A 23398-nucleotide genomic window follows, 5' to 3' on the forward strand; every position below is an offset into this window, starting at 1 on the left:
ACCCCACACCCTACACCCCACACCCCGCCCCAACGGGGCTTCGTCATAACGGTTCAATAGAAAATACAGCCCCAAAAACCTTAGAATAATTAGGGTGTATTCAAATGTGTAACTAATATTTATGCCTCCTCGCTGGCCTCGTAAACCCGATCGCAAAGACCCAGATTTCCGCAAGTTAGATGACCGGATGAATTTTGCCGTGCATGTGGCAATTGCAGCTGCAATTAATTCTGGGTTGTGGTTTGTCCATACTCTAAAAGCGACTACCTGGGAGTGGTTGCCGTGGTTAACGGCAAGCTGGATAGGAGTATTGTTGCTGCATCTAATTTACATTGCTGCGATCGCCAACTACACCGAGACACCAACAAAATCCACCTGAAGATGGACTGCTGAAGCTAGAGCGATTGTAACTTCTGGCAGTGTAAACACTCTAGCTAATTCAGCGATAATAAAAATTAGCCTAATTCTTCCTATTTCTGGACGTAGATTTGTTTTTATGGCTAAAACTAACACCACAGAATTACTAGAAGCCCTAGCATCTGAAATTGGCGAAAACATTTACATAGATATTGCCAAGTGGCATCTTTATTTATCTGACGCTAAGTTACATACTGTTGTCGCCGAACAGCTGTATCCCTTAATTACTTCTAATAATGTAACTGAAGACCGAGTTACTCAAGTATTAGAATCCATTCCAGTTAAGATTGGCGGTGGTAGACGCGAACTACCCTTAAGCGATTTATTACCGCTGCAATGCCAAGTTAACTTGGTAGACATTTTGGAGAAATATCAAAGCGAAATGTAATTTTCGCATTTTAATTCTTCGCTAGATTGCATTTTCAGCCAACCTCTTTTATGAGGTGAAGAGCATAAATCCTTGTGAGTTTCATGATGTATGTGCTCTAGCTGAGACAGCAGAAAAATTCAGTAAAAAGGTATGGCAATTAGGTTTGATACCTAACTTTTTCATGCATTATTTTTTTTACTAGTAGTTCGCTATAGTTAAGTAATATCAATAGTTATTTCAGTAACTTCCAACAATTTTACTTATTCTCAAGTGATATCAGTTTTATTTAGTTTATAAATAAGCGAGTTTATAATGACGCTCGTCCTCGTTTTTCACGCAAACTTATTGAGGCAAACTATATGCTTTTACAGATCAAAGATAGTGACAACTTAGTAAAAATCGAGGATATTAATGAATTACTCGATCCAAATAGCGAAACAATTCATGGAAAAGCTCAAAAAGGAGAAGAAGAACAAGAATCTAATTCTTTTAAAAAACAAAATCTAGTTTTTCCTTCTGGAGAATCTTTACCCCGCTGTTGGTTGGATGCCAACTATAAAAATGCTAAGGCTTCATAATTTTGATAGCTTTTCTTAATTAGTTCAACAAATATTTTTGTAAGGGTGCAAGTCTATGCACCCTTAGTTTTTACAGCGTTTTCAGGTAAATGAGTACACGGGTAGGGGCGAATGGCCGTTTACCCTTACAATTACCTGTACCTCACCCTACGGCTTGGTGCAGTCGCTTATGAAGGGAACCCCCAAGACCGCGCTGCTTTACAAAGTTGCAATCTGCTGTAATCAATATTTTCCAGCTATACTCTTAAGCTTCTTCTGGTATTGTTACAGTTTCTTGCTGTTGATAGTTGGGGAAAAATGCTTTAGTAATCCAATAGGTCAAGATGTGGGAAAGTAATCCTAAAGGGCCAGCAAACAAGCACAATGCAAGAGAATGAATTGTCCAAATGCCTGTTTTCTGCCCTTGCCAATATATCCAACGCCCAACAAATAAATCCATTACCAAAAAATGAATCCAACCTGTAGCAGCAGCTGTTTCATTAGCAAAAAATCGAGCAATATCAGCTAATTGGGGATTCGATAAAGCTTGAGCATTTTCTGGTGTAATACTACTCACAAATAAATACAAATATACCCCAGCTAAGACAACAAAAGGCAGATATGATTCCATTATTCGCCGTGTAATTTGCCAATTTGGTAAGAGAATCATCAACACCCAAAAAGGCAAAACAAAAAGATTCGCAACATTAAATAGTTGAGCGATAACCATAGTTTAGGGAAAGTGAGAAATTAGAATTTAGGAGCGTAATCAAAAGTTATATACTTTGTTAGCACTCAGCACTTATAAAGCTGCCAGTTGTGATTCTATTTCTTTTGATTTTAAATCACGACCGATGAAAACTAAGCGAGTTTGCCTTGCTTCTTGTGGTTGCCAGGGGCGATCGTAAAATTTATCAAATCGCGTTCCTACACCTTGTAATACTAAACGCATGGATTTGTTAGGCACTGCAACAAAGCCTTTAATACGGTAAATTTCTTGTTGGTGTACCAGTGTTTGCAACTGCTGTTGTAGTTTTTCTGGGTCAAAGGCACGGTCTAAAATCAGGTGCGTTGAGGTAATTTCTTCATCGTGTTCGTGTTCTTCTTCGCTGTCATGATGACTGGGACGACTATCTAAATTATCTTCAACTGCGGCATGTAATCCTAATAGTATAGATGGGTCGAGTTTGCCGCGATCGCTTTCAACAATTTTTACAACTCTGGGCAATTCTTGTTGAATCAATTCCTCAACTTTTGCTTTTGTTTCATTATCTACCAAATCAGTTTTACTCAACACCACCAAATCTGCATAAGCCAGTTGGTCTTCAAATAATTCTTGTAAAGGTGTTTCATGTTCTAAGCTATCATCAGCTTGCCTTTGTGCTGCGATCGCTTCCAAGTTACTAGCAAATGTTCCTGCTGCTACCGCTGCACAATTAACTACGGTAATCACTGCGTCTACAGTTGCACCAGCACGAATTTCTTGCCAACGAAAAGCTTTAACAAGTGGTTTTGGTAAAGCTAAACCAGAGGTTTCAATTAAAATACAATCAATGCTGTCTCGCCGCTTCAGCAACTCTTGCATTGTCGGGAAAAATTCTTCTTGGACTGTGCAGCACAAACAGCCATTAGTTAATTCAAAAATATTATTCCCGCCATCTTCAGGACAGATTTGACAGGATTTCAACAATTCGCCATCAATACCGAGTTCGCCAAATTCGTTGACTAAAACAGCAATACGACATCCTTGGTTATTTTGCAGCAAGTGTCGAATTAAACTAGTTTTGCCACTTCCTAAAAAACCGGTAATCACTGTAACAGGAATTTTTGCAGCCATATTTTTGCCTAATTTTCTCAATATTGAGGGGCAATCTCCCCATGCTGGCTTTGATAAATCCAAAGCAATCACAAGGCTATTGCCCCTACATATTTTGAGTGTTTTGAGCACTCATTACAATTTTAGATTTTGCTGAAAGTTGTAAGAAAAGTTTTTCTCACTCCTGATTCAGCACTCAGCAACGCCACTTGCTACCCTGCGGGAAGCCCTTCGGGTTCGGGGGTGACGCTCCTGCGTCGCTAACGCTGCGCTAACGCAATCGACGGGAACCGCCAAGACTGCGACCCCCTCACCGCAGAAGCGTCTACAAGTCGGCAAAGCCGCCCAACGCAGTGGCTCCTCAGCACTCAGCACTCACCACTCCTGACTCAGTACTTAGCACTCCTGACTCAGCACTCACCACTCCTGACTCAGTACTTAGCACTCCTGACTCAGCACTCACCACTCCTGACTCAGCACTCAGCACTCCTGACTCAGCACTCAGCACTCAGCACTCAGCACTCAGCACTATTATTCAGCAGTGGCCAGTTCAGTGTTACCACGCGTGCGACGGCGTGTGAGGCTGTTGTACAGCATTAAACCGATCGCTTTGATTAAATTGCCTTCCAATTCCTGGAACATCTTCATGTTCATCCCAAAAGCGGCGTTAGCTTCATCAACAATGCGATCGGCTGTGGCATCATCAATGGGTAGTTCATCCAAGGTTTGACGATATTTTGCTTTGAATGCTTTCTCATCGGGAATGTCAGCAAATTCATAAAAGGCAGTACCTTGTCCGTCAGACAAGTTCATTGCTGTTACAGCAATGTTTTTGAGAATTTGTCCCCCAGATAAGTCACCCAAGTAACGGGTGTAGGAATGGGCAATTAACAATTCTGGTTCTGTTTGGGATATTTCTCGGATGCGTTGCACATAAGCTTCGCCTGCTGCTGATAGCTTGATTTGCTCGCGCCAGTTAGCACCAAAATAGTAATTCAGGTCTTGTTCTAGGGTATGCTTGCGCTCAAGTTGGGGAAAGTTAATTTTGGCAACAATTGGGTGCTGGCGGTGCTTTTCCATCTCCTCTTCCATCGCCGAGTAGACGAAGTAAAAGTTAGCAACTAGCTTACGATAAGAGTTTTTTTCCACAACTCCTTTTAAAAAGCACTTGACGAAACCTACATTTTCTGCCATCGTGTGGGCTTTTTTTGTACCTACACGTAACTTGGTTGCTAAATTGCTGCTCATACTAAATTTCTCAACTTTAAAAGGTCAACTGCCTAAGATGTGATTTACACACGGCTAAAAAAGGCCATTAAAACGTTACATTAAAACTATTTGATGAGAATTTATATTAAAATTCTTTAAGTACACAGAATTTATATTTTTGTTACGCGGTGCAGACACGAGGATTGAAAAACTCTATACCTGCTACTGGATTTAGAAGTGAGTTGTTTTCAGTAAAGAACATCAAGAAATCTGGTGATATAAGAAGCTTTTTGAGAATTACTCATCATCAGCCATCTTATCCTCGCTCTACCTCAATTAGGTCTTACTGATTGTTAATCAGTTTAAAGACAGAGTATTAAAGAGAAGAGAATCTTCTTAGAAAATTGACAATAAATAAGTATTTTTTTAAGTATTCTTACTTAAGAAGACATTTGTTGAATTAATTCTCAGAAAAAAACAAGTATATAGTACAGGTAAACAGCAATTTCATTTGAAATTGTGGAATCGAGTGTAAAGTAATATTTTCCAATGTAACTGTGTGGGGTGTTTAAATTTATGGTTTCATTTATAACTCGAACTCAAGGTAACATTCGCGGAAGTTCAGTTTCCGGCTCTCATGCAGCAGGAAATGGTCTTGAGAGCAATTTCCGGCTTAACTTAATATCGCTGCCAGCCACTCCTTTATTTGGAACGGATGGCATTCGCGGACGAGTAGGAGATTTGTTGAGTGCGCCTTTAGCATTGCAAGTGGGTTTTTGGGCGGGTGTTGTGTTGCGTCATCATGCTTGCAAAATCGGCCCGGTAATTCTCGGACAAGACTCTAGAAACTCCGGCGATATGCTGGCAATGGCCTTGAGTGCAGGGTTAACTGCTGCTGGCTTAGAGGTTTGGCATTTGGGTTTATGTCCAACTCCTTGTGTTGCCTATCTCACCAGCGTCAGTGAAGCCATAGGCGGAGTAATGATTTCTGCCAGTCATAACCCGCCAGAAGACAACGGCATTAAAATTTTTGGTGCGGATGGCGCTAAGTTATCGCAAGCCCTACAAGCAGAAATTGAAGCGGGATTGCGCGGCAATCGACCTCCTGCAAGTAGCGTCAGTAATTGTGGAAGACATTACTCGCGTGGGGAATTAGTGAAAAATTACGGCGAAGCTTTGAAACAACCTTTGCAACCTCAAGTAAATCTTCAAGGATTGAAGATTGTTTTAGATTTGGCGTGGGGTGCAGCAGTTGGATTAGCACCATCAGTATTTCAGGAAATGGGGGCAGAGGTCATTTGCTTGCATAACCAAGCAGATGGCGATCGCATCAACGTTGACTGCGGTTCCACACACTTAGATATTCTCCAAGCAACAGTCCGAGAACACAACGCCGACTTAGGCTTTGCTTTTGATGGCGATGCCGATCGCGTTTTAGCTGTAGACAATACCGGTAGGCAAGTCAATGGCGATTACATTCTTTATTTCTGGGGACAGCAGCTGCAATCAACAAAACAATTACCAGACAATTTGATAGTTTCTACTGTCATGGCCAACTTAGGATTTGAGAGGGCTTGGAAACAACAAGGTGGTAGCTTGATTCGCACCGCCGTAGGCGATCAATACGTGCAAGCAGAAATGCTACGAACTGGGGGAATGTTGGGTGGCGAACAATCTGGGCACATTCTTTGCCGTCATTATGGAATTACCGGAGATGGCTTGTTAACAGCTTTACACATTGCCACTTTGGTAAAACAAGCGGGTGTTTCTCTGGGCGAAATGGTAGACCAAAGCTTTCAAACTTATCCCCAACTATTACGAAATGTGCGAGTAGAAGACCGCAATCGCCGTTTGGGGTGGCAAGATTGCCAAGCTATCCAACAAGCGATCGCCCTTGCTGAAGCTGCAATGGGTGATGCTGGTAGAATTTTAGTCCGAGCTTCTGGCACAGAACCAGTCGTCAGAGTCATGGTCGAAGCCGCTGACGCTGAACTCGCTCACCATTGGACAAATGAATTAGTATCACAAGTCCAACAACACTTGGCAGTCTAAGTACCAAGCGACTGACAGTCGCGGCTACACAAACAAAACTTGCCTACGCAGGTTGAAAACCTTGATTTTATGTTAGTCCGCGCTGGCGGACTACCCTTCAAGAAGCCGCTTTGCGTCTACGTTTGTATAGCCACGATTTCTAATCGCTAGAAATAATGCAAGATATATAGCGTTTTTCAAGTAAATGAAGTAAACGGGTAGGGGCGCTGTTACGTTCGCCCTTACAATTATCTGTCCCTCACCAAGTTGCAATCTGCTGTAAATAAAAGCAAGTAGATGCTTGTAATATAAAACTTTTTCAGCCTATGCTTTATTTTCCTTTAAGACAGCGGAAAATGACATTTTTATTTCTTTTTTATAAATTTGAGAAATTATATATAAATCGTTCAAATATAGTTTATAAAAAATCTCAATAAATTCAGCATATTATTGTTAATCTATTACTTATTTAGCATTTTCAAGACTCAAATTAATTATTTCCATTTATTTTCTATGATTGACTTTTGTCAAAATTAAATATTATTTTATATTGATGATATGTACTGCCATATCTATGGTTAAGTAACTAGGTTTATTACAAGCAAACTGATTGTAGAGCTATGAAAATTTAAGGTGTCTGGTCTCATCCTCATTTTCTAGACCAAAATTTGTTTAATTTATGGGATCTGGATAAATTAGCAAACAGACTCAACTATTGTGCAAAAACTCATTGCATACTTCTAAAAGGAGAGAAGTAGCTACACCAACTTAAGCACCTGCCACTAGCAGGTTAAACTAGTTTTGGTGACAGCCGCTCCACCGTTCCTTATGAGGCTTTTATGGGAGCTAATCTCAAACAGATTGCTAATTACTTAGACAAACTAGGTTGGGACTACCGTTTTGATGATGAAGAAGACCGGATTATCACAGGTGTGGAAGCTGATAACCTAGAGGATTTTCTGATAGTTGTCCAACTGGATGAGGAGGGAAAATTTTTTCGGGTATTTGCGCCTCAAGTTTTGGCTGGAGTCCAAGATCATCCTCACAAAAGTATAATTCTCCAGACGATGCTGGCTATTTCTTGGGAAACCAAGATGCTGCAATGGGAGTACGATCCATCCGATGGCGAAATTCGTGCCATTATTGAGTTTCCTTTAGAAGACTCGATTCTGACAGAAAGACAATTTCACCGTTGTCTGAGTGGCTTAATTCAGATTGTTGATGGTATAGCGTTACCTCGTCTGAAAGAAGTAATGGCTACAGGTCACGATCCGGGGAATGTAGAACTTGGGGAAAGAATGTTACTTAGTATTCAAGAAGAAGCTCCTGGATTGCTAGAACTTTTGGAAAAGGCAATGGAGGCTAGAAAAAAGCGGGGAAGTTTTCCCAACGAGTGAGGCGATCTATCACTGAAATAGCTATACTCCAAAGTGATACCCTCACTATATACTGAGTTTTTCTAGGGCTGGATTTTATGACATCCTATGTAACCTCCTCTGCCAAAGCGGAAATGAGTGAACTCCGGCGATTAAAAGGCTTACTGCCGCCAGAATTGCAAAGCTGGGTCACGGTTGAAGGCACAACTGAGGTCAATCCACCCCTGATCCGCAGCGAAGAAATTGGCAAAGACCAAGTAGAAATTCAAATAGACTTGGTGAAATGGGATGCTCTCGCAATGGATCAGCGTAATTTGCTGTTCTGGCATGAAGTAGCGCGCATCCAAAATGACACAATTCCTAAAGATGGTTGGGAAATGGCAGCATTAGCTATCGGTTTAGGTGGTGCTGTTGGTGAGTTATGGGTGCAGGATGGATTGTTGCTAGTGTTGGCTTTAGCACTCTGTGGTATCTCAGGCTGGCGGCTGTACCAAAAGAATAACGGTGGTAAGCAACTCACAGAATTACTCGATGCTGACGAAAAAGCGATCGCTTTAGCAACTCGCTTTGGTTATAGCCTCCCCAACGCCTACAAAAGTCTGGGTAGCGCCTTAAAAACCCTCATCGACAATACTCCTAGCAAGCGCCAACGGTCGAAATACGAAGCACGCCTTTCTGCTCTCAAACGTAGTGCCAACAAGGCAAAAGCTAAATCTAGACCGATAGATGAAGGTGGACTGTAGAGACGCGATTAATCGCGTCTGTTAGGAATTAGGGGTCAGAATATAGAATCTTGACTCCTATATTCTGGCTGCCTAAAACTGTTGTTTCTTTTGCCTTTTAACTTTTAGCTTTTAACTTAAAAAACGATCGCTTTTCCACAGGTTTAAATTGCCGTTTTAACCAGAAACTACTCAACCCCAGCACCATTATTGCAGCAGTTGTGGTTGGTTCTGGTACTTTGGTTGGGCGTACAAATCCCTTTAACTCCTCGCGGCTAGCTTTAAAGGAATAAAGATAGGTAGGAAGTAAAGATGCTCCTTGCGGACAACCGCTATCAAGTGGATTATCGTCAGAGCCATCTGTACACACATCAAACTGTATATCATCATCATTTTGAGTCACGCTGAAGTCGTTATCCGTACCCAATAAAATTGCGTAGGAACCATCAGCAAGTTGAGGGCCTATGGCTAAACTTTCTATTTTTTCTGGAATTACTAGCCCTTGAGCTTTCAAAAGTTCAGCAATGTCAATAAACGGGGATGTAGACTTGTCTACAGGTAATACGCCAGAGGGCACGTCATTTGTGCCGCCTAAGCTAATGCCGCTAACATCTGTTGCTCCTGTCAAGCTAATTTTGTAGACGCGTTTACTAGCCACAGGGCTTTTACCTGAGACATCTTCTACACCAACACCCCGATTATCTCGCTCCAGTACTAAAAATTCGTCGTCATTCAAAGCAGTAATGGCACTAACACCAATATTGCGCCCTTGAGCATTCGCGGCAAAATCATCAGCTGTTCCAGGAATGCGATCGTTGATATCTGCCAAACTTTCTAGCTGATAAATATACTGGGCAGTACTATGGCCAGTTGCGGTGTCAAATTCTACTAATCTCAAATTGCGACTACGCCGCCCATCTGGCGAACCTTCATTAACTAATGCATCTTGCAGGACTGCGTATAGCTTTTTGCCATCTGGGCTAAGAGTTACACCTTCAAAGCCTCGGTTATCTTGGCGACCGCTAGTAATATCGGGGCGACCATCTACATAATTAACTGTTCCATCACTTTGTCGAGGAATTAGATTACTCGGAGTCTGGAATGCCCGGATAAAAGAACCAGTGGGACTAAATTCGTAAACAGACGGCCCGTATTCATCAGAAACGTAGAAATTGCCGTTAGGGGCGACTACAAATCCCTCTGGGTCGAAGCTTTTGCCAAGAACTGCCACATTGCCGTTAAGTTGTTTTGGGTTTAACCCGTTGAAGTTTTGACCATTCTGAGTAAACAGAATAGTGTCCAGTATTTTAAAGTTGCTAATTGCGCCACTGTTGCGATCGACATCTAAAGAAAATTTCTCTACCCGCGTGTTGTAGGAAATAACACCACCACCAGGGCCGCGATCTGCTAGACCGTAGTAAACATTGTTGTCGCGATCGTAATAGAGATCGGACAAAAAACCCAAGCGATTGACGTTAGCACCACTGCTACTAGGTTCGTACAAATCTTTACTATCAGCGGGGATAGTAATGTCGTTAACGAAGGAAATAGCACGGGCAGAGTTTGCCAATCCCGTAATAGTAACTACACTACTCACCAGTGAAAGACTTAATCCGAAAATCCAATGTCTTGCAAAAATCATGTCCACTTCTAAAACATCATCAGTTTTTTCAGCTTTAGACTTGCGGATTAAAAAAAAGTTAATGCAAGATTAAGGTGATTATTGTAACACTGACTTTTCATATAAATCGGTTTTTACTCGATCGCATCTTCATCAAAATTTTACTTGACAGTAACTTTTACTAAGTCTCCTAAAGCTTGAGAGCAATATGATTTCAGAGTTTGGGCGGTTTACAGTTGATTCAACATTTTATGAGTCTGGGGTATAACACGGACGTGCGGTACAAACTTTTTCATCAAAGCTTGCCACATTAATACTTGTTCTGGAGTGGGAGCAAGTACAGGCGTTGGGGTGAATTGTGCGGATGGCGGTAGAGGTGTCACAGGCTGTAAAAATATTGGTATATCGGGACTGACATCTGCCACCAACAAAGCAGAACGTTGCAACTCTGCTGGATCTGTATTCTGGGAAATAATTATTTTGACAAAAATATCTAGATGTGACTCAAAGCACAATTGCAGAAATTTAGCGTGTTCTTGCCAATGGCTTTCACCGCTCACACTGGGCAGTTTTAAATCCATGCCTACGGAGTCTAAATAAGGCACAATGGTAGCTAATTGTTCTGGGCGATGTCCGCCAGTTTCCAAGTATACAGGTAGATTGGTAAGCGATCGCACTTGGGGCAAAAATTCCTTTAAGAAAGGCACATGAAGAAGTGGTTCTCCCCCAGTTAAGCTAATGCTATCGTGTAGACACGGTAGATTTTGCCTTTGAACCCATTCGATTAGGATGGGTAGTGGGACAGGATTAGAGTGAATTTCAAAGTCGCGCAATCCTGGCGATCGTTCTACCTTACAGGTAGCGGGTGCATTCCACGTGTGGGCACTATCGCAAAAGTGACAGCGCAAGTCACACAAAGCAAAGCGAATAAAAATTTGACGTGTCCCGACATTCAGTCCTTCCCCTTGAATAGCAGAAAAGACTTCAATCAGGCGTGCAGTAGGTTTAACCGTAGTTTTAGCAGTCATGGGATAGTAGCAACGCGATCGCGCTGCGTCGGCACAAAAGCAAGGATGTTTTTTAGTTCTTGTTCTATTGTGAATCGTCGCTGGCAATCTCCGCTCTCACCCCAAACAACTAGCGACTAGTCCTAATTCCTACTGATTTAACATGAGGTTAGATGATTTTCTCGGACAAAATAATGTTTGGCAGATTAAATTTATATGGCAACGAAAGTACAGAGCTTCATGACTAGCCAATCCACAGAAGCAGATTTTCCAATTACTTCCCTAAATGAAATGGCAATAGTACAAGTGCCAGCGCGGTTAAGCGTGCTTGAAGCAGTAGGCTTTAAGCAAACCTGCCAAAACTTAACCGAAGCCAATTCGCATCCCCAGCAAATCATTCTGGATTTTCATCAAACTACTTTTATTGATAGTAGTGGTTTGGGAGCACTAGTTAGTAATTTCAAAACTGCCCAGGAAAAAGGGATTGCGATGATCCTGCGGAATGTTACCCCGCAGGTGATGGCAGTGCTTAACCTCACTGGATTAGATAAAGTTTTTCCTATTGAATCTATTAGTGAAACACCAACCATAGAAGCTGAAAAGCTCGCAGTAGCCCCCAAGAGTTCTTCCCGTAAGGTAGAGCAGCTACCAACTACTCATCCTTCTGTAGCATCTTGGATGAAACGGTTTATAGACATCGTTGGGGCATTAGTGGGTTTGGCTATTACAGGAATTTTATTTATTCCTATTGTGATTGCTATTCAAATTGACGATCCCGGCCCGATTTTCTTTGGTCAAATTCGTTGTGGTTGGATGGGGAAGCGTTTTAAAATTTGGAAATTCCGCTCCATGTGTGTAGATGCGGAAGCGAAGAAATCCTTAGTAAAAAATCAAGTAGCAGGTGCTTTTTTCAAGAACGAAAACGACCCCAGAATTACGCGATTAGGGCGATTTTTGCGGCGAACCAGCCTTGATGAATTGCCGCAATTTTGGAACGTCCTCAAAGGAGATATGAGTTTAGTTGGTACTAGACCCCCCACGCCAGATGAAGTAGAACGCTATGAAGTACCGGAGTGGCAACGTTTAGATGTTAAACCAGGTATGACTGGTGAATGGCAAGTGAATGGGCGGTCAAAAGTACGAAGTTTTGAAGATGTGATTCGCCTAGATTTGTTGTATCAGCAAAACTGGAGTTTGTTGTACGATTTGAAATTAATTTTCAAAACTGTAGCAATTTTATTTAATAGGAATAGCGGTGCTTATTAACTAATTATTTTAATTTGTAATTAGTTATAAAATAGCAAATGCTAAAATTTTTATCTGGCAATGCTCAAGTTATTTAGGGACTTGAGCATTGCTTTTATTTGCTTATTATTATTAATTATATAGCCGTAGTCATATAGGTTAGGACAGCAACCGACTCTTGTACAGACGCGATTTATCGCGTCTCAAAACTCATGAAATCGGAATTTCAATGATAAACTCTGTACCTTTTCCCAGTGCAGAAATACAACTTAACTTACCCCCGTGAGTTTGTTCGACAATTTGACGCGCAATAGATAAGCCTAAACCAGTTCCTTTCCCGACAGATTTTGTCGTAAATAAATGGTCAAATACCTGTACTTTTACTTCCTCTGTCATTCCCCAACCATTATCTTTAATGCCGATTACCACGGCATTTTCATCTGCTATAACTTCAGTCCGAATGGTAATTTGATTGGGATTTGCTTTGAGTTCATCATAAGAATATTTAACACTTGCTTCGTCCATAACATCAATTGCATTGGCAATAATATTCATAAATACCTGATTCAATTGTCCTAGAAAACATTTCACAGGTGGTAATTTCCCATAATTTTGGATAACTTCAATCGCTGGACGTTGTTCGTTAGCTTTTAAACGATACTTGAGAATCAGCAACGTGCTTTCAATACCTTCATGAATATTACAGGCAACTTTTTCGAGAGTATCAGATCGAGAAAATGTGCGTAGGCTGGTACTAATATTGCGGATACGTCCAGTTCCTAGTTTCATTGAAGAAATCAACTTAGGCAGGTCTTCAATGAGAAAGTCTAAGTCAATTTTTTCAGCGTTTTCTGCAATTGCTGCTACGGGATCGGGATAGTATTGCTGATAGATTTTGATGTGAGAAATCAAGTCTTGGACAAATTCTTCAGCATTATTAAGACTACCTAAGATAAAGCCTAAAGGGTTATTAACTTCATGAGCAACTCCTGCAACTAAGTTTCCCAGAGTTGCCATTTTTTCATTTTGTACGAGTTGTAATTGTGCTTGCTGGAGTTGTTGTAATGATTGTTCTAATTGCGAGGCCTTCTCTCGCTCTCTGGTTTGCGATCGCAATAAATTTTGATAAAGTTTCGCATTTTCTAAGGAGATAGCAGCTTGCACGCATAAATAACGCAAAACTTCGACGCGATCGCTTGTAAATGCCCCTGTTGTTAAATTATTTTCTAGATAAAGTAAACCTATCAATTTTCCTTGATTGAGGATGGGAGTACACAAGATACTTTTAGGCTGACAGCGAATAATATAGGGATCGCCAGCAAAAAAAGGCTGGGAACTCTCATCAGCTATTTTCCAAAAAGGCTGTAATTTCCCATCATCAATAGCCAAAAAAGGTTGTAGTTTCCCATCATCAAATACCACTGTTACTTTGGTGCGAGACACATAGTTGATCAGAGAAATCGGAATGTCTTGGCTGTGTTCGACAGGGATAGATTGAAGAACATTTTCTTGTCCAATTTCTGCCATTGCTTCTACAACTAAGCCATCACCTTTGAGTAAAATTAGAGTACTTTTGACAGCTCCTGCATTCTCCATTACCACTTGCATCAAAGTGGAAATTAGTTTATTGAGTTGGATTTCACTAGCAAAGGCTTGGGAAGCTTTGACGACTGTTACTAAATCTAGTACTGTTGAAACACTGTTACTAGTAGAAAGATTATTTTTAACAGATGTGCTGAGGGAATTGGTATGACGGGCTGAATTTTGACGAATATTTTGTGGTTTGAGAATTGAAGATAGTAATTGCGGATAGGATTTTTCTAAGTTTACAAGTCTAGCTAATGCTCCCCAACGGGCATAACAGTAGTAAGCTTCAGATAGGTAAACTTGGGCAATCTTTTCTTTACCCCATTCTAGATAAAATTTAGCAGCGAGTTCGTTGGAAAGGGCTTCTTCTTGGATATATTCGTTTTCTTTAGCGCCAGCAATAGCCCGTTCGTAACAATCTATCGCCTCACCATGTTTGCCCAAAACTCGATATTTCTCTGCTTCTACCAAATAAAACTTATGCAAATGATTCATTGGGGCATGATATGCCCAAGTCTGCATTTTTTCCTGGTTATTTTTTACCCGCTTCAATATCGTTTCTTGACTATCATTCAAGGCATCAGTATACAATGCTAGTTGGGTAAGAGAATCGTAAAAATAGAATAGAGGAACAGCAAAAAAACCTAAAATGTTCTCTAAATAATTTTCTGCTATCTCAGCATTCACCAGTGCTTTATCGTACTCGGAAAATAAATAACAGAGCATCAATTTGTTGATATATAAATAACAAATTGCGCCTTTGTCATTTCCTTGCTGATGCAGGGGTAGCATGATTTCTTCATTGTAAGCTTCACCCTTTAAAAAACAAGGCTTTTCAGCGTTCGAGAGCAAGTTTAGCACTACCTGCCAATACATTTGTTGTTTGTGTAAAGATGGCTCTTGTTGAAGTTGAGCGATCGCTTGATTGTATATTGCCATCTCTTGCGCCACAGAGGTCAGTTCTTTTCCAATGAAGAATGAATGCCATAAATAAAGGTTAGCGCAGTAGGTAGTAAATTCTAAATCTCCTGTTTCTAGACCAATAAAATAACCTTTTTGTAAGGGTTTCAGACTTTCTTTTAAATGTTCTTTCCAATGATTTATAATGCCATAAATAGGTGCATATGTCTTAGCTATAAATTCTTTAGCATTCAATTTGTCTAATAGTTTGAGAGTCATTTGACCTAACTGATAGCCAGCTTCAATATCTCCATCAACAGCACAAAGAATAATTCCATAATTGGAATATCCATAAAGAGAAATAGCAGTATTACCGTATTGAAGCGATAAATTTACCTCTTTGAAGACAATTAAAGAATATAATTCCGGACTAACTGTATAAGCAGCGGAAACTATTTTTGATAAGATATTCATCACAGCCAGTTTGTCTGGTTCTGTCATTAATTCCAACTCATATAAATCTTGCATCGACTTTTCTGCTAAAGCCGTTTGCGTCTTTTTGAATTCGCTAGTAATATCTGCTTTTGTTGGCTGTTCTAGAAATTCGACTCCTAAGATTTTGAGAACTATTAATCCCGTTTGTAGGGCTTCAAACATCTTGTTCTGAGCTATTTGAGACAAGATTCTGACTTCATAAGCTTTCAATCTATCTAAAAGATTTTTACCGCGTTGTAGCAACGTTTCTATTGATTGCTCCATCTCTAAAAAATCGCCATTGAGGTAAGTTGCCTCTGCTATTTCGGAATGGAGTAATAATGTTAAATGATATTGACTCTGCCAGCTATTTGCTGGTAAAAGTTGTATGCCTGTTGTTAAATACTTAATAGCAGCTGCGTAAGCAGTTGCAGTCTTCGCTTTCCGACCAGCAGTTAAATTTAGTTGTGCTAATTGCTGGCGTTCGATGGGATCGCCGATTAACTCTCCACCAACATTCAACTGATTGACAATCTCAAAAATTTTTTCTTCCAACTCTGATTCGGCAGTATTACTTAATAACAATTGCCCAATCTGAAGATGAGTTACCTGTTTTTCGTTTTCGGGAATTAGCAAATAAGCTGCTTGCTGCACGCGATCGTGTAAAAATCTGTATGTAACTTTCGTTAATTGTTCGTTTTCAGTTGTGATTTTTTCGTGTTTATTAACGATTGATAGCTGACAACTAATACCTGACTCGCCTTGAAAAAACTTGTAAACTTCACTGGTGGGAATCACTAGTCCTTCTTGCAGGGCTTCCCATAAATCTGCTGCTGTCTCCACCAAAGACTTCTTATAAACTATCGCCAATGTATTTAAATCGAAGCGATTACCAATACAAGCAGCAAGTTTTAAAACTGATTGAGTCGCTTTTGGTAATTTCTGTAGTTGCAGCGCCATGAATTCAACAACATCATCGGTAAGAGCTAAAGCTTTGACTTGAGCTATATCACACTGCCAATAGCCTCCGTTGAAGTTAAAAGTAATTAGCCCTTCTTCATATAGAGACTTGAGAAATTGATTGGTAAAAAAAGGATTTCCTTGGGTTTTTTGATGAGCTAATTGAGTTAAAGGTAATGCCAGTTCAATCGGACAACTAAGAGTATCGACAACAAGATGATTTAAGTCATATTGATTTAAAGGAGTGAGATTAATGGAATTTACTATTGCTCCAGTCTGGCGAATCTCTTCTAAAGTTAACATTAATGGATGTGCTAGCGAAACTTCATTATCTCGGTAAGCACCAATCATTAATAGATAACTAATATTAGTTTCGCTCATTAGTAATTGGATTAACTTCAGCGAAGCTAAATCTGCCCATTGCAAATCATCTAAAAAAATAACTAAAGGATGTTCCTTGGTGGTGAAGACTTGAACGAACTTCTGCAACAGCAAATTAAAACGATTTTGAGCGGCAATCCCTGACAATTCGGGGACAGGCAACTGTTTATCAATAATCCACTCTAGTTCGGGAATGACTTCAACTAATACCTGAGCATTTTCTCCCAAAGCATCGAGAATTTTAGTTTTCCACACCTCAAGTTGGGCATTACTTTCACTCAAAAGTTGCCCCATCAAATCGCGGAAAGCTTGCAAAAATGCTGAAAAAGGAATATTGCGCCCAAATTGGTCAAATTTCCCTTTAATAAAGTAACCCCGTTGCCGAACGATGGGTTTGTGGACTTCATTAACTACCGCTGTTTTGCCAATCCCAGAGAAACCCGCTACTAACATCATTTCACTTTTGTTAGTTGTTTGTTCTTGATTGCTAACTCTATCAAAGGCAGTGAGTAAGGTTTCTACTTCTTGTTGGCGACCGTAGAGTTTTTCTGGAATGGTTAAGCGATCGCAAATATCCCGTTGTCCAATCTCAAAATTATCAATCTTGGTATCTTGTTGCCATTGTTGCCAGCACTTTTCTAAGTCATACCTGAGTCCGTGAGCACTTTGATATCGGTCTTCGGCATTTTTTGCCATTAGTTTACTGACAATCTCACAGAGAACTTGAGGGATAGCAGAATTGAGGCTATCGATTGTGGGGGAATACTTAGCTATGTGGCAGTGTACCAACTCCATCGGGTCAGTACTGATAAAGGGAAGTTGTCCTGTAAGGAGTTCGTAAAAGGAGACACCCAAAGAATAGAAGTCTGTGCGATAGTCAACCAAACGATTCATCCGTCCGGTTTGTTCGGGAGACACATAAGCTAGCGTCCCTTCTAGAATATTAGGAGAAGCGATCGCTTGTGTTTCTCTTGGTAGTAAGGAAGCGATACTAAAGTCGATGAGTCTGACTTCTTTTGTGGTGGGATTAATTAGTATGTTGGCAGGTTTAATATCTTTGTGAATTATCCGATGCCGATAAAGTCCTTCTAAGGTGGTGACAACTTGAATGGCAATAGAGAGAAATTCACCTACAGTTTTGGAATTTCCTCCTTTTTCCATTTCTTCTTTAAGGGAAATACCACCAAAATCTTCCATAACTAAAGCATAGCGATTGTGATAGTTTTCCAAACTGTAGGTTTTGATAATGCCAGGCAGGTTAAGATTTTTAGTAATAGTGTACTGATTGCGAAACTGCACTAGTTCGCTGATACTGGGATATTCATTTTGCAGCAATTTGATCGCGACCGGTTTTTGGTCTTGTTCTCTAATACCACGATAAACAACAGTTCTGTAACCACAGTAGATTTGCTCAAGGATTTGATAACCTGTCAGTTTCACCATTGGTCTTTACCATACCTTTATAGTTTTCCCTCACATGACAGTTATTGTTCCCATGTGCAGCATAAAGTTAACAAAATCTAAGTTTTGTGCAGAATTAAAATTAAAAATTAAATATGTTTTATCCTATTTGGAATTGGAAATCGCCTTTTAAGTCTAAGTCCTATAAATATAGCCGTAGTCACACCCTTTAGGACAATTGCGATTGCTCAAAGCCTTACAGTAAATGACTTTTGTACGGACGCGTAGACGCTCGTAAGAGCGGCTTCTCGTAAGAGTATAATCGCGTCTCTACTTCTAACTCAGCACTTTGCTATATATCTATCACCAGATAATTGATATGCATTATTAATCATCATTTAACAGCCACCAATAATTAAATAATGATTAAATATTGCCATTTGTATGCAAAATAGCTTTTTTAAGAATCGCTGAGAGTAGACAAGACTGGCAGATTTTGATTGACTTGCTCATCTTCACTAGCAAGATACTCAGAAACTTGATGTATTTTTATGGGATTTTTCCCCTCTATCTCATAGCTAGATTTAACTAAACTCATATAAATAGCTTTGGAGTTGAGATTAAGGGTAGCTAGTCTTCTATCCCTAAACAGTGGTCTATATCTTAATTGGTATAGTTGATTTAGTAATTTCCACTGATAATTTTGAAGATTAATATCCTTAAAGGATAAGTTGCAATAGTGGTAATAAGCCGCACAAATATCAAATCTATTCCAGTACATAAGCTGTTTAACTCCATACCACCTTGAAGATCGAAATATGTCTAGCCTTCAGTAATTATCGGTTAAAGTAAGCTCATTTGCACAGTCTTTGAGACTGGAGAAATAGTATAACTTTATTTAATTCTTTTTCGCCTTACCCGTTTCCCCTTTCCCTGCCTCATCCCTACTTCCTAGCCCCTGTCTTTGTTCTTTGGTGCTTTTAGCTAGATTAGCTATCGCACCAGCAATAGCTGCTGGTTCTACAGGTTTAGATAAATGTATTTGATAGCCCGCTGAGATTGTCTGCAATCGGTCTTCCGCTCTGGCATAAGCAGTTAAGGCTACAGCAGGAATTTCTCCCCCTTGTTCTGGCTTGAGAGCGCGTATTTTATGGATCAATTGATAACCGTCTTCTTCTGGCATCCCAATATCGCTAACTAAAACATCAAAACTGAATTTTGAGATGGCTTCTATTGCTTCTCTTGCCGAATTAACGGCAGTTATGCTTGCACCGCATGTTTCGAGTACAGTTGTGACAAAATTCCGTGCATCTGCTTCATCATCAACGATTAGTATACGTATGCCTTCAAGAGTTGGTAAATTTTCAGATGCTATTTCTTGCCCATCATTAGTTGTGTGTATCTGGTCTCCCGTGCTGGTCTTGGGCAGAATGGGAATTAGCGGTAGCTTGACACTAAAGCTTGCTCCCTGTCCTTTACCTAAACTAGTAACACTAACGATGCCGCCATGTAATTCCACCAAGTGACGCACGATCGCTAACCCTAATCCTAAACCACTGTAGGTACGGGTAATCGAACTATCTGCTTGGCGAAAGCGATCGAATACAAAAGGAATGAATTCCGGGCTGATACCCTGTCCGTTATCAGCAATAGTAATTTCTAGATGAGAATTAACTTGCTGTAGTATTACCTGGACTTGTCCGCCTTTAGGTGTAAATTTTACGGCATTGGAGAGTAAGTTCCAGATTACTTGCTGCAAGCGATCGGGATCGCCCGCGATGAAACCTAATGCTGGATCGAGTCCAGTTTGAATTTGAATTTCTTTAGCATTAGCGGCAGGACGCACCGTCTCAATTGCTGCTTCGATCGCATCAACTAAATTCATCGGGCGGACATACAAGCGCAGTTTGCCTTGAATAATTCGGGAAACATCTAGTAAATCTTCTACTAATTGAGCTTGGGCTTTGGCGTTGCGCTCAATCGTCTGCATTGCCTTGATAGTGGTAACTTCGTCAAATTTGCGGGTATTGAGTAACCGAGTCCAACCCAGCATCGCATTCAAAGGAGAACGCAGTTCGTGAGAAAGGGTTGCTAAAAATTCATCCTTCAAACGGTTGGCGGCTTCGGCTTCAAGTCGTGCTTGCTGTTCGCGCTCCAGAAGTTGCGCTCGTTCTTGTTCGATTTGCTTGCGGTCTGTAATATCTGCCAGTAAATAGACTGCACCAATGAAATTTCCTTGCTCGTCTAACACCGGATCGATGGTTTTAGAAAACCACCGTCCTCTAGACTCGGTTTCTAAAATTTGGCGGCGACAAGTTTCTTTAGCACGGTTAAAGCAACTACCACTGCCAAATCCCAGCGATATTTTCATCAAATCGTGATGGGGATAACCCAAGATTTCATGAGGCAGTTTTCCCAAAAGTTCTGTTAAGGCACGGTTACAGCGTTGTAAATTACCTTCCCGGTCGAGCAAACCAACGCCATCATTGATCGAGTCGAAGGTGGTTTGCCATTCTCGCGCTAATTTTAAAGCTGATTCTTCAGCTTGGCGAATTCGCAATAGCGATCGCGCTGTCGCAACTAATTCAATTGGCTCTACAGGCTGTACGAGATAAGCATCAGCACCGCTATCTAATCCTTGAGCTTTGTCCTCGCTCTTGACGAAACTGGCAGACAGATGCAAAACAGGAATAAAGGCAGTATCAGGATTAGATTTAATTCGATGACAGACTTGAAACCCATCCAATCCCGGAAGTTTGACATCTAAAATCACTAAATCAAGATGATGCTCTACTAATGCTTTTAACCCTTCCTCACCGCTAGCAGCTTCCACAACTAAAAAGCCCGCATTTCGCAAAATCCGGCTGACAATGTAACGATTCGCTTCGTTGTCGTCAATGTGTAGGATTGTGAGCAATGGTAGCGACATGTGTTTCCTCTTTAGTTGTGATTTAGGATTAATCCTGCTCTAACTAAGGCTTGTCGGAGTTGGTTACTCGCGTCTGCCTGAGAGGATGTCTGTTTAGCAAGAATTGCTACAGAGTTTTTAGCCAGATAGTTTTGTTCTTCTGGCTCCAGTGGCTTTGAAGTGTTGATAATCACGGGTATGGCGCTAGTGATGGGATTGTGTTTTAGCTGTTTTAGCACTTCTATCCCATCTCTACCCGGCATATTCAAGTCGAGGACAATTGCTTGGGGTTTTTCAGTTTCAGCTAGTCGTAGTCCTTCAGTACCATTAGCTGCTTCTAAGATATCAAGCGAAGTATTATTTAAAAGTTGCTTTAACACGTACCGAGATGCCAAATCATCATCAATTAATAAAAGCTTTTGTAATTTCTCTTGTTTGACTAGCGTATCGAGTTTAGCAAGCAGTAACAATCTGTCTACAGGTTTAATTAGAAATTCATCCGCTCCCGATGCTAGCACTTGTTTCTCATTGTCAATTACGGTGATGACGAGAACGGGAATATTGCGAGTCGCTTCATTTCTCTTAATTTCACTCAGGAAAGACCAAGTATGTTGCTTCTGTAATAAAATATCGAGAATAATAGCGACTGGTCGGAATCTTTGCAAAGCCTGTTTTGCTTCATTCACAGTTTTTGCTGCAAGCGTTTGATAATTCGCTGCTTGTAAATACTTTTCATAAATCAGCAGAGTTTCATCGTTGTCTTCTACAACTAAAACAGGATAGCGCTCTGGGTCAATTTGCCAAGTAGGTAGCGGTAATGCCGTAGCTGGGGTATAGCCAGGGTAGACAAAGGGAATTGTGGCAAAAAATGTAGAGCCTTGGCCGAGTTCGCTCTGAAATGAGACATCGCCACCTAAAAGCTGCGCTAGCTTCTTTGATAGCGGTAGCCCTAATCCAGTACCTTTGACTCGTTTTTGCAATTCCGATTCAATTTGCACAAAATCCTCAAAAATCCGCTCTCTATCGCTTGGTGCAATCCCAATTCCTGTGTCAGCGACGGAGAAGGTAATGATACGATCATTCACGGTAGCCTTAACCCGCACTTCGCCCTGCTGAGTATATTTCAGTGCATTAGAAATAAAATTTCTCAGAATTTGGGCAACCTTACCTTCATCAGTATGCAGCGTGGGCAGATCAACAGCTTCATCAAAGATCAGGGCAACTGAAGAGTTATAAGCTAGCAAGGGACGAAGCATACCACGTAAAGCCCCAAATAAATCGCTGACTTCAAAATCACTGGGATGCACGGTAGTTTTGCCGGCTTCTACTTTTGCCATGTCTAGGAGGTCATTAATTAACTCTAACAAACCTCCAGCAGCTTTTTGGATGAAAGTCACCTGCTTTTCTTGTTCTGCTGTTAACGGCCCATCCATACGAGCTAACAAAATCCGCGACAGCGAAATTACAGAGTTGAGCGGAGTGCGAAACTCGTGGCTCATATTTGAGAAAAAGCGAGTTTTGAGTTCGTTTGCTTTTTGGAGGGAATCTGCTTTTTCATCGAGTTCGGCGTATAATGCCACTACACCGCGATTAGTATCTTCCAACTCGCGGTTGAGATGCATTAATTCTTCTTCGCGCTTACGCAGTTCTGCCATTGCCTGAAGTAACTCCTGGTTTTGGCGCTGAATTTCTTCAAAGGGATTTTGTGGCGATCGCTCATCTAGTTCTTGCTTAATCTGCTCTAGGCGTTGGTTAGTTAAATTAGGTGCTTTTTTGGGTAATTTCTTAGAAATCAGCACTTTTGTGCCTTGTCCAACCACAGACTCAATCTGAAATTGGTCTACCAATTTTTGCGTGTTAATAATGCCCCATCCCATACCGCTTGTGGAAGTGTAGCGTCCCTCCAAAATCGTCTTGAGGTTGGGAATGCCTGGCCCGTTGTCGTTGATACCCACCACTAAGTTCTGAGGGGCTTCACCTTCGACTTTAAATTCAACTATTCCCCTACCCGCGTACTGAAAAGTATTCCGGGCAATTTCTGATACTGCCGTAGCAATTCGTACTTGAATTTGAGAGTCAAACCCTAATAATTCTGCAATTTTTCGTGCCTTTTGCCGCGTCAGCACTACATCTTGCTCGTATCGAATTTCTAAGGTGAGGATAGTTAAATTCATGTGTCTTGTTATGAGTGCTGAGTGCTGAGTGCTGAGTGCTAAGAGACGCGATTATACTCTGACGAGAAGCCCTCCGGGTTCGGCAGTTCCTCTACTTGGGGAGACCCCAAGACCAGACTGCCTTACCGCTCTTACAAGCGTCTACGCGTCTGTACAAGAGAGTTCTGAGTGCTGAGGATATTCTCCTCCGCCCCTCAGCACTCAGAACTCTCTTGTACAGACGCGTAGACGCTTGTAAGAGC

17 protein-coding genes are annotated in these 23398 nt (G+C 40.9%); 7 read left to right on the forward strand and 10 right to left on the reverse strand.

Annotated features, from left to right (window positions below; translation table 11 throughout):
- Positions 1–121 precede the first annotated feature (121 nt).
- The 3 genes from I8752_RS15360 (at position 122) to I8752_RS15370 (ending at position 1365) form a co-directional block, all read left to right on the forward strand.
- Positions 122–379 (forward strand): hypothetical protein, encoded by a 258-nt coding sequence (locus I8752_RS15360; protein WP_214433184.1) that lies wholly within the window; start codon positions 122–124, stop codon positions 377–379.
- 117 nt (positions 380–496) lie between these two features.
- Positions 497–805 (forward strand): DUF3181 family protein, encoded by a 309-nt coding sequence (locus I8752_RS15365; RefSeq protein WP_214433185.1) that lies wholly within the window; start codon positions 497–499, stop codon positions 803–805.
- A 341-nt stretch (positions 806–1146) separates the two neighbouring features.
- Entirely contained in the window at positions 1147–1365 is a 219-nt protein-coding gene (locus tag I8752_RS15370; RefSeq protein WP_214433186.1) for an acetyltransferase, read from the forward strand.
- A 244-nt stretch (positions 1366–1609) separates the two neighbouring features.
- Here the strand turns inward: I8752_RS15370 and I8752_RS15375 are convergent, their stop codons facing one another.
- From I8752_RS15375 to I8752_RS15390, 4 genes are all read right to left on the reverse strand, one after another.
- Entirely contained in the window at positions 1610–2074 is a 465-nt protein-coding gene (locus I8752_RS15375) for an ABA4-like family protein (protein WP_214433187.1), read from the reverse strand.
- Between the two features lie 72 nt (positions 2075–2146).
- On the reverse strand, positions 2147–3181 hold the full coding sequence (gene cobW / locus I8752_RS15380) for a cobalamin biosynthesis protein CobW (protein ID WP_214433188.1): 1035 nt from the start codon (positions 3179–3181) through the stop codon (positions 2147–2149).
- Between the two features lie 340 nt (positions 3182–3521).
- Entirely contained in the window at positions 3522–3668 is a 147-nt protein-coding gene (locus I8752_RS15385) for a hypothetical protein (RefSeq protein ID WP_214433189.1), read from the reverse strand.
- 23 nt (positions 3669–3691) lie between these two features.
- Positions 3692–4408: a biliverdin-producing heme oxygenase gene (locus tag I8752_RS15390; protein WP_214433190.1), complete on the reverse strand. Its 717-nt coding sequence runs from the start codon at positions 4406–4408 to the stop codon at positions 3692–3694.
- A 537-nt stretch (positions 4409–4945) separates the two neighbouring features.
- Here I8752_RS15390 and glmM point away from each other — a divergent pair.
- From glmM to I8752_RS15405, 3 genes are all read left to right on the forward strand, one after another.
- Positions 4946–6421, forward strand: coding sequence for a phosphoglucosamine mutase (gene glmM, locus I8752_RS15395; RefSeq protein ID WP_214433191.1), 1476 nt, complete (start codon positions 4946–4948; stop codon positions 6419–6421).
- Between the two features lie 818 nt (positions 6422–7239).
- Entirely contained in the window at positions 7240–7797 is a 558-nt protein-coding gene (locus I8752_RS15400) for a hypothetical protein (protein ID WP_214433192.1), read from the forward strand.
- A gap of 77 nt (positions 7798–7874) precedes the next feature.
- On the forward strand, positions 7875–8519 hold the full coding sequence (locus I8752_RS15405; RefSeq protein WP_214433193.1) for a DUF3318 domain-containing protein: 645 nt from the start codon (positions 7875–7877) through the stop codon (positions 8517–8519).
- A 97-nt stretch (positions 8520–8616) separates the two neighbouring features.
- Here I8752_RS15405 and I8752_RS15410 read toward each other — a convergent pair whose 3' ends face one another.
- Both I8752_RS15410 and I8752_RS15415 read right to left on the reverse strand, forming a co-directional pair.
- Positions 8617–10140 carry an esterase-like activity of phytase family protein gene (locus I8752_RS15410; RefSeq protein ID WP_214433194.1) on the reverse strand — a complete coding sequence of 508 codons (1524 nt, stop codon included), beginning with the start codon at positions 10138–10140 and terminating at the stop codon, positions 8617–8619.
- Between the two features lie 209 nt (positions 10141–10349).
- Positions 10350–11147 (reverse strand): 7-carboxy-7-deazaguanine synthase QueE, encoded by a 798-nt coding sequence (locus tag I8752_RS15415; RefSeq protein ID WP_214433200.1) that lies wholly within the window; start codon positions 11145–11147, stop codon positions 10350–10352.
- Between the two features lie 195 nt (positions 11148–11342).
- Here I8752_RS15415 and I8752_RS15420 point away from each other — a divergent pair, with 195 nt between their 5' ends.
- Positions 11343–12392 carry an anti-sigma factor antagonist gene (locus I8752_RS15420; RefSeq protein WP_214433195.1) on the forward strand — a complete coding sequence of 350 codons (1050 nt, stop codon included), beginning with the start codon at positions 11343–11345 and terminating at the stop codon, positions 12390–12392.
- Between the two features lie 189 nt (positions 12393–12581).
- Here I8752_RS15420 and I8752_RS15425 read toward each other — a convergent pair whose 3' ends face one another.
- The 4 genes from I8752_RS15425 to I8752_RS15440 form a co-directional block, all read right to left on the reverse strand.
- On the reverse strand, positions 12582–18116 hold the full coding sequence (locus tag I8752_RS15425) for an ATP-binding sensor histidine kinase (RefSeq protein WP_214433196.1): 5535 nt from the start codon (positions 18114–18116) through the stop codon (positions 12582–12584).
- A 418-nt stretch (positions 18117–18534) separates the two neighbouring features.
- A complete protein-coding gene (locus tag I8752_RS15430; protein ID WP_214433197.1) occupies positions 18535–18855 on the reverse strand; it encodes a hypothetical protein in 321 nt (106 codons plus the stop codon).
- 117 nt (positions 18856–18972) lie between these two features.
- A complete protein-coding gene (locus I8752_RS15435; protein ID WP_214433198.1) occupies positions 18973–21003 on the reverse strand; it encodes a response regulator in 2031 nt (676 codons plus the stop codon).
- An 11-nt stretch (positions 21004–21014) separates the two neighbouring features.
- Entirely contained in the window at positions 21015–23156 is a 2142-nt protein-coding gene (locus tag I8752_RS15440) for an ATP-binding protein (protein ID WP_214433199.1), read from the reverse strand.
- Positions 23157–23398 lie beyond the last annotated feature (242 nt).

Origin of the sequence: Dendronalium phyllosphericum CENA369 (assembly GCF_016056275.1) — a bacterium.
GTDB classification, from domain to species: domain Bacteria; phylum Cyanobacteriota; class Cyanobacteriia; order Cyanobacteriales; family Nostocaceae; genus Dendronalium; species Dendronalium phyllosphericum.

Bases quoted from the DNA above. Each gene is read 5' to 3' on its own strand.
- I8752_RS15360 (WP_214433184.1), top strand. From the start codon at position 122: ATGCCTCCTCGCTGGCCTCGTAAACCCGATCGCAAAGACCCAGATTTC.
- I8752_RS15365 (WP_214433185.1), top strand. From the start codon at position 497: ATGGCTAAAACTAACACCACAGAATTACTAGAAGCCCTAGCATCTGAA.
- I8752_RS15370 (WP_214433186.1), top strand. From the start codon at position 1,147: ATGCTTTTACAGATCAAAGATAGTGACAACTTAGTAAAAATCGAGGAT.
- I8752_RS15375 (WP_214433187.1), bottom strand. From the start codon at position 2,074: ATGGTTATCGCTCAACTATTTAATGTTGCGAATCTTTTTGTTTTGCCT.
- cobW (WP_214433188.1), bottom strand. From the start codon at position 3,181: ATGGCTGCAAAAATTCCTGTTACAGTGATTACCGGTTTTTTAGGAAGT.
- I8752_RS15390 (WP_214433190.1), bottom strand. From the start codon at position 4,408: ATGAGCAGCAATTTAGCAACCAAGTTACGTGTAGGTACAAAAAAAGCC.
- glmM (WP_214433191.1), top strand. From the start codon at position 4,946: ATGGTTTCATTTATAACTCGAACTCAAGGTAACATTCGCGGAAGTTCA.
- I8752_RS15400 (WP_214433192.1), top strand. From the start codon at position 7,240: ATGGGAGCTAATCTCAAACAGATTGCTAATTACTTAGACAAACTAGGT.
- I8752_RS15405 (WP_214433193.1), top strand. From the start codon at position 7,875: ATGACATCCTATGTAACCTCCTCTGCCAAAGCGGAAATGAGTGAACTC.
- I8752_RS15410 (WP_214433194.1), bottom strand. From the start codon at position 10,140: ATGATTTTTGCAAGACATTGGATTTTCGGATTAAGTCTTTCACTGGTG.
- I8752_RS15415 (WP_214433200.1), bottom strand. From the start codon at position 11,147: ATGACTGCTAAAACTACGGTTAAACCTACTGCACGCCTGATTGAAGTC.
- I8752_RS15420 (WP_214433195.1), top strand. From the start codon at position 11,343: ATGGCAACGAAAGTACAGAGCTTCATGACTAGCCAATCCACAGAAGCA.
- I8752_RS15425 (WP_214433196.1), bottom strand. From the start codon at position 18,116: ATGGTGAAACTGACAGGTTATCAAATCCTTGAGCAAATCTACTGTGGT.
- I8752_RS15430 (WP_214433197.1), bottom strand. From the start codon at position 18,855: ATGTACTGGAATAGATTTGATATTTGTGCGGCTTATTACCACTATTGC.
- I8752_RS15435 (WP_214433198.1), bottom strand. From the start codon at position 21,003: ATGTCGCTACCATTGCTCACAATCCTACACATTGACGACAACGAAGCG.
- I8752_RS15440 (WP_214433199.1), bottom strand. From the start codon at position 23,156: ATGAATTTAACTATCCTCACCTTAGAAATTCGATACGAGCAAGATGTA.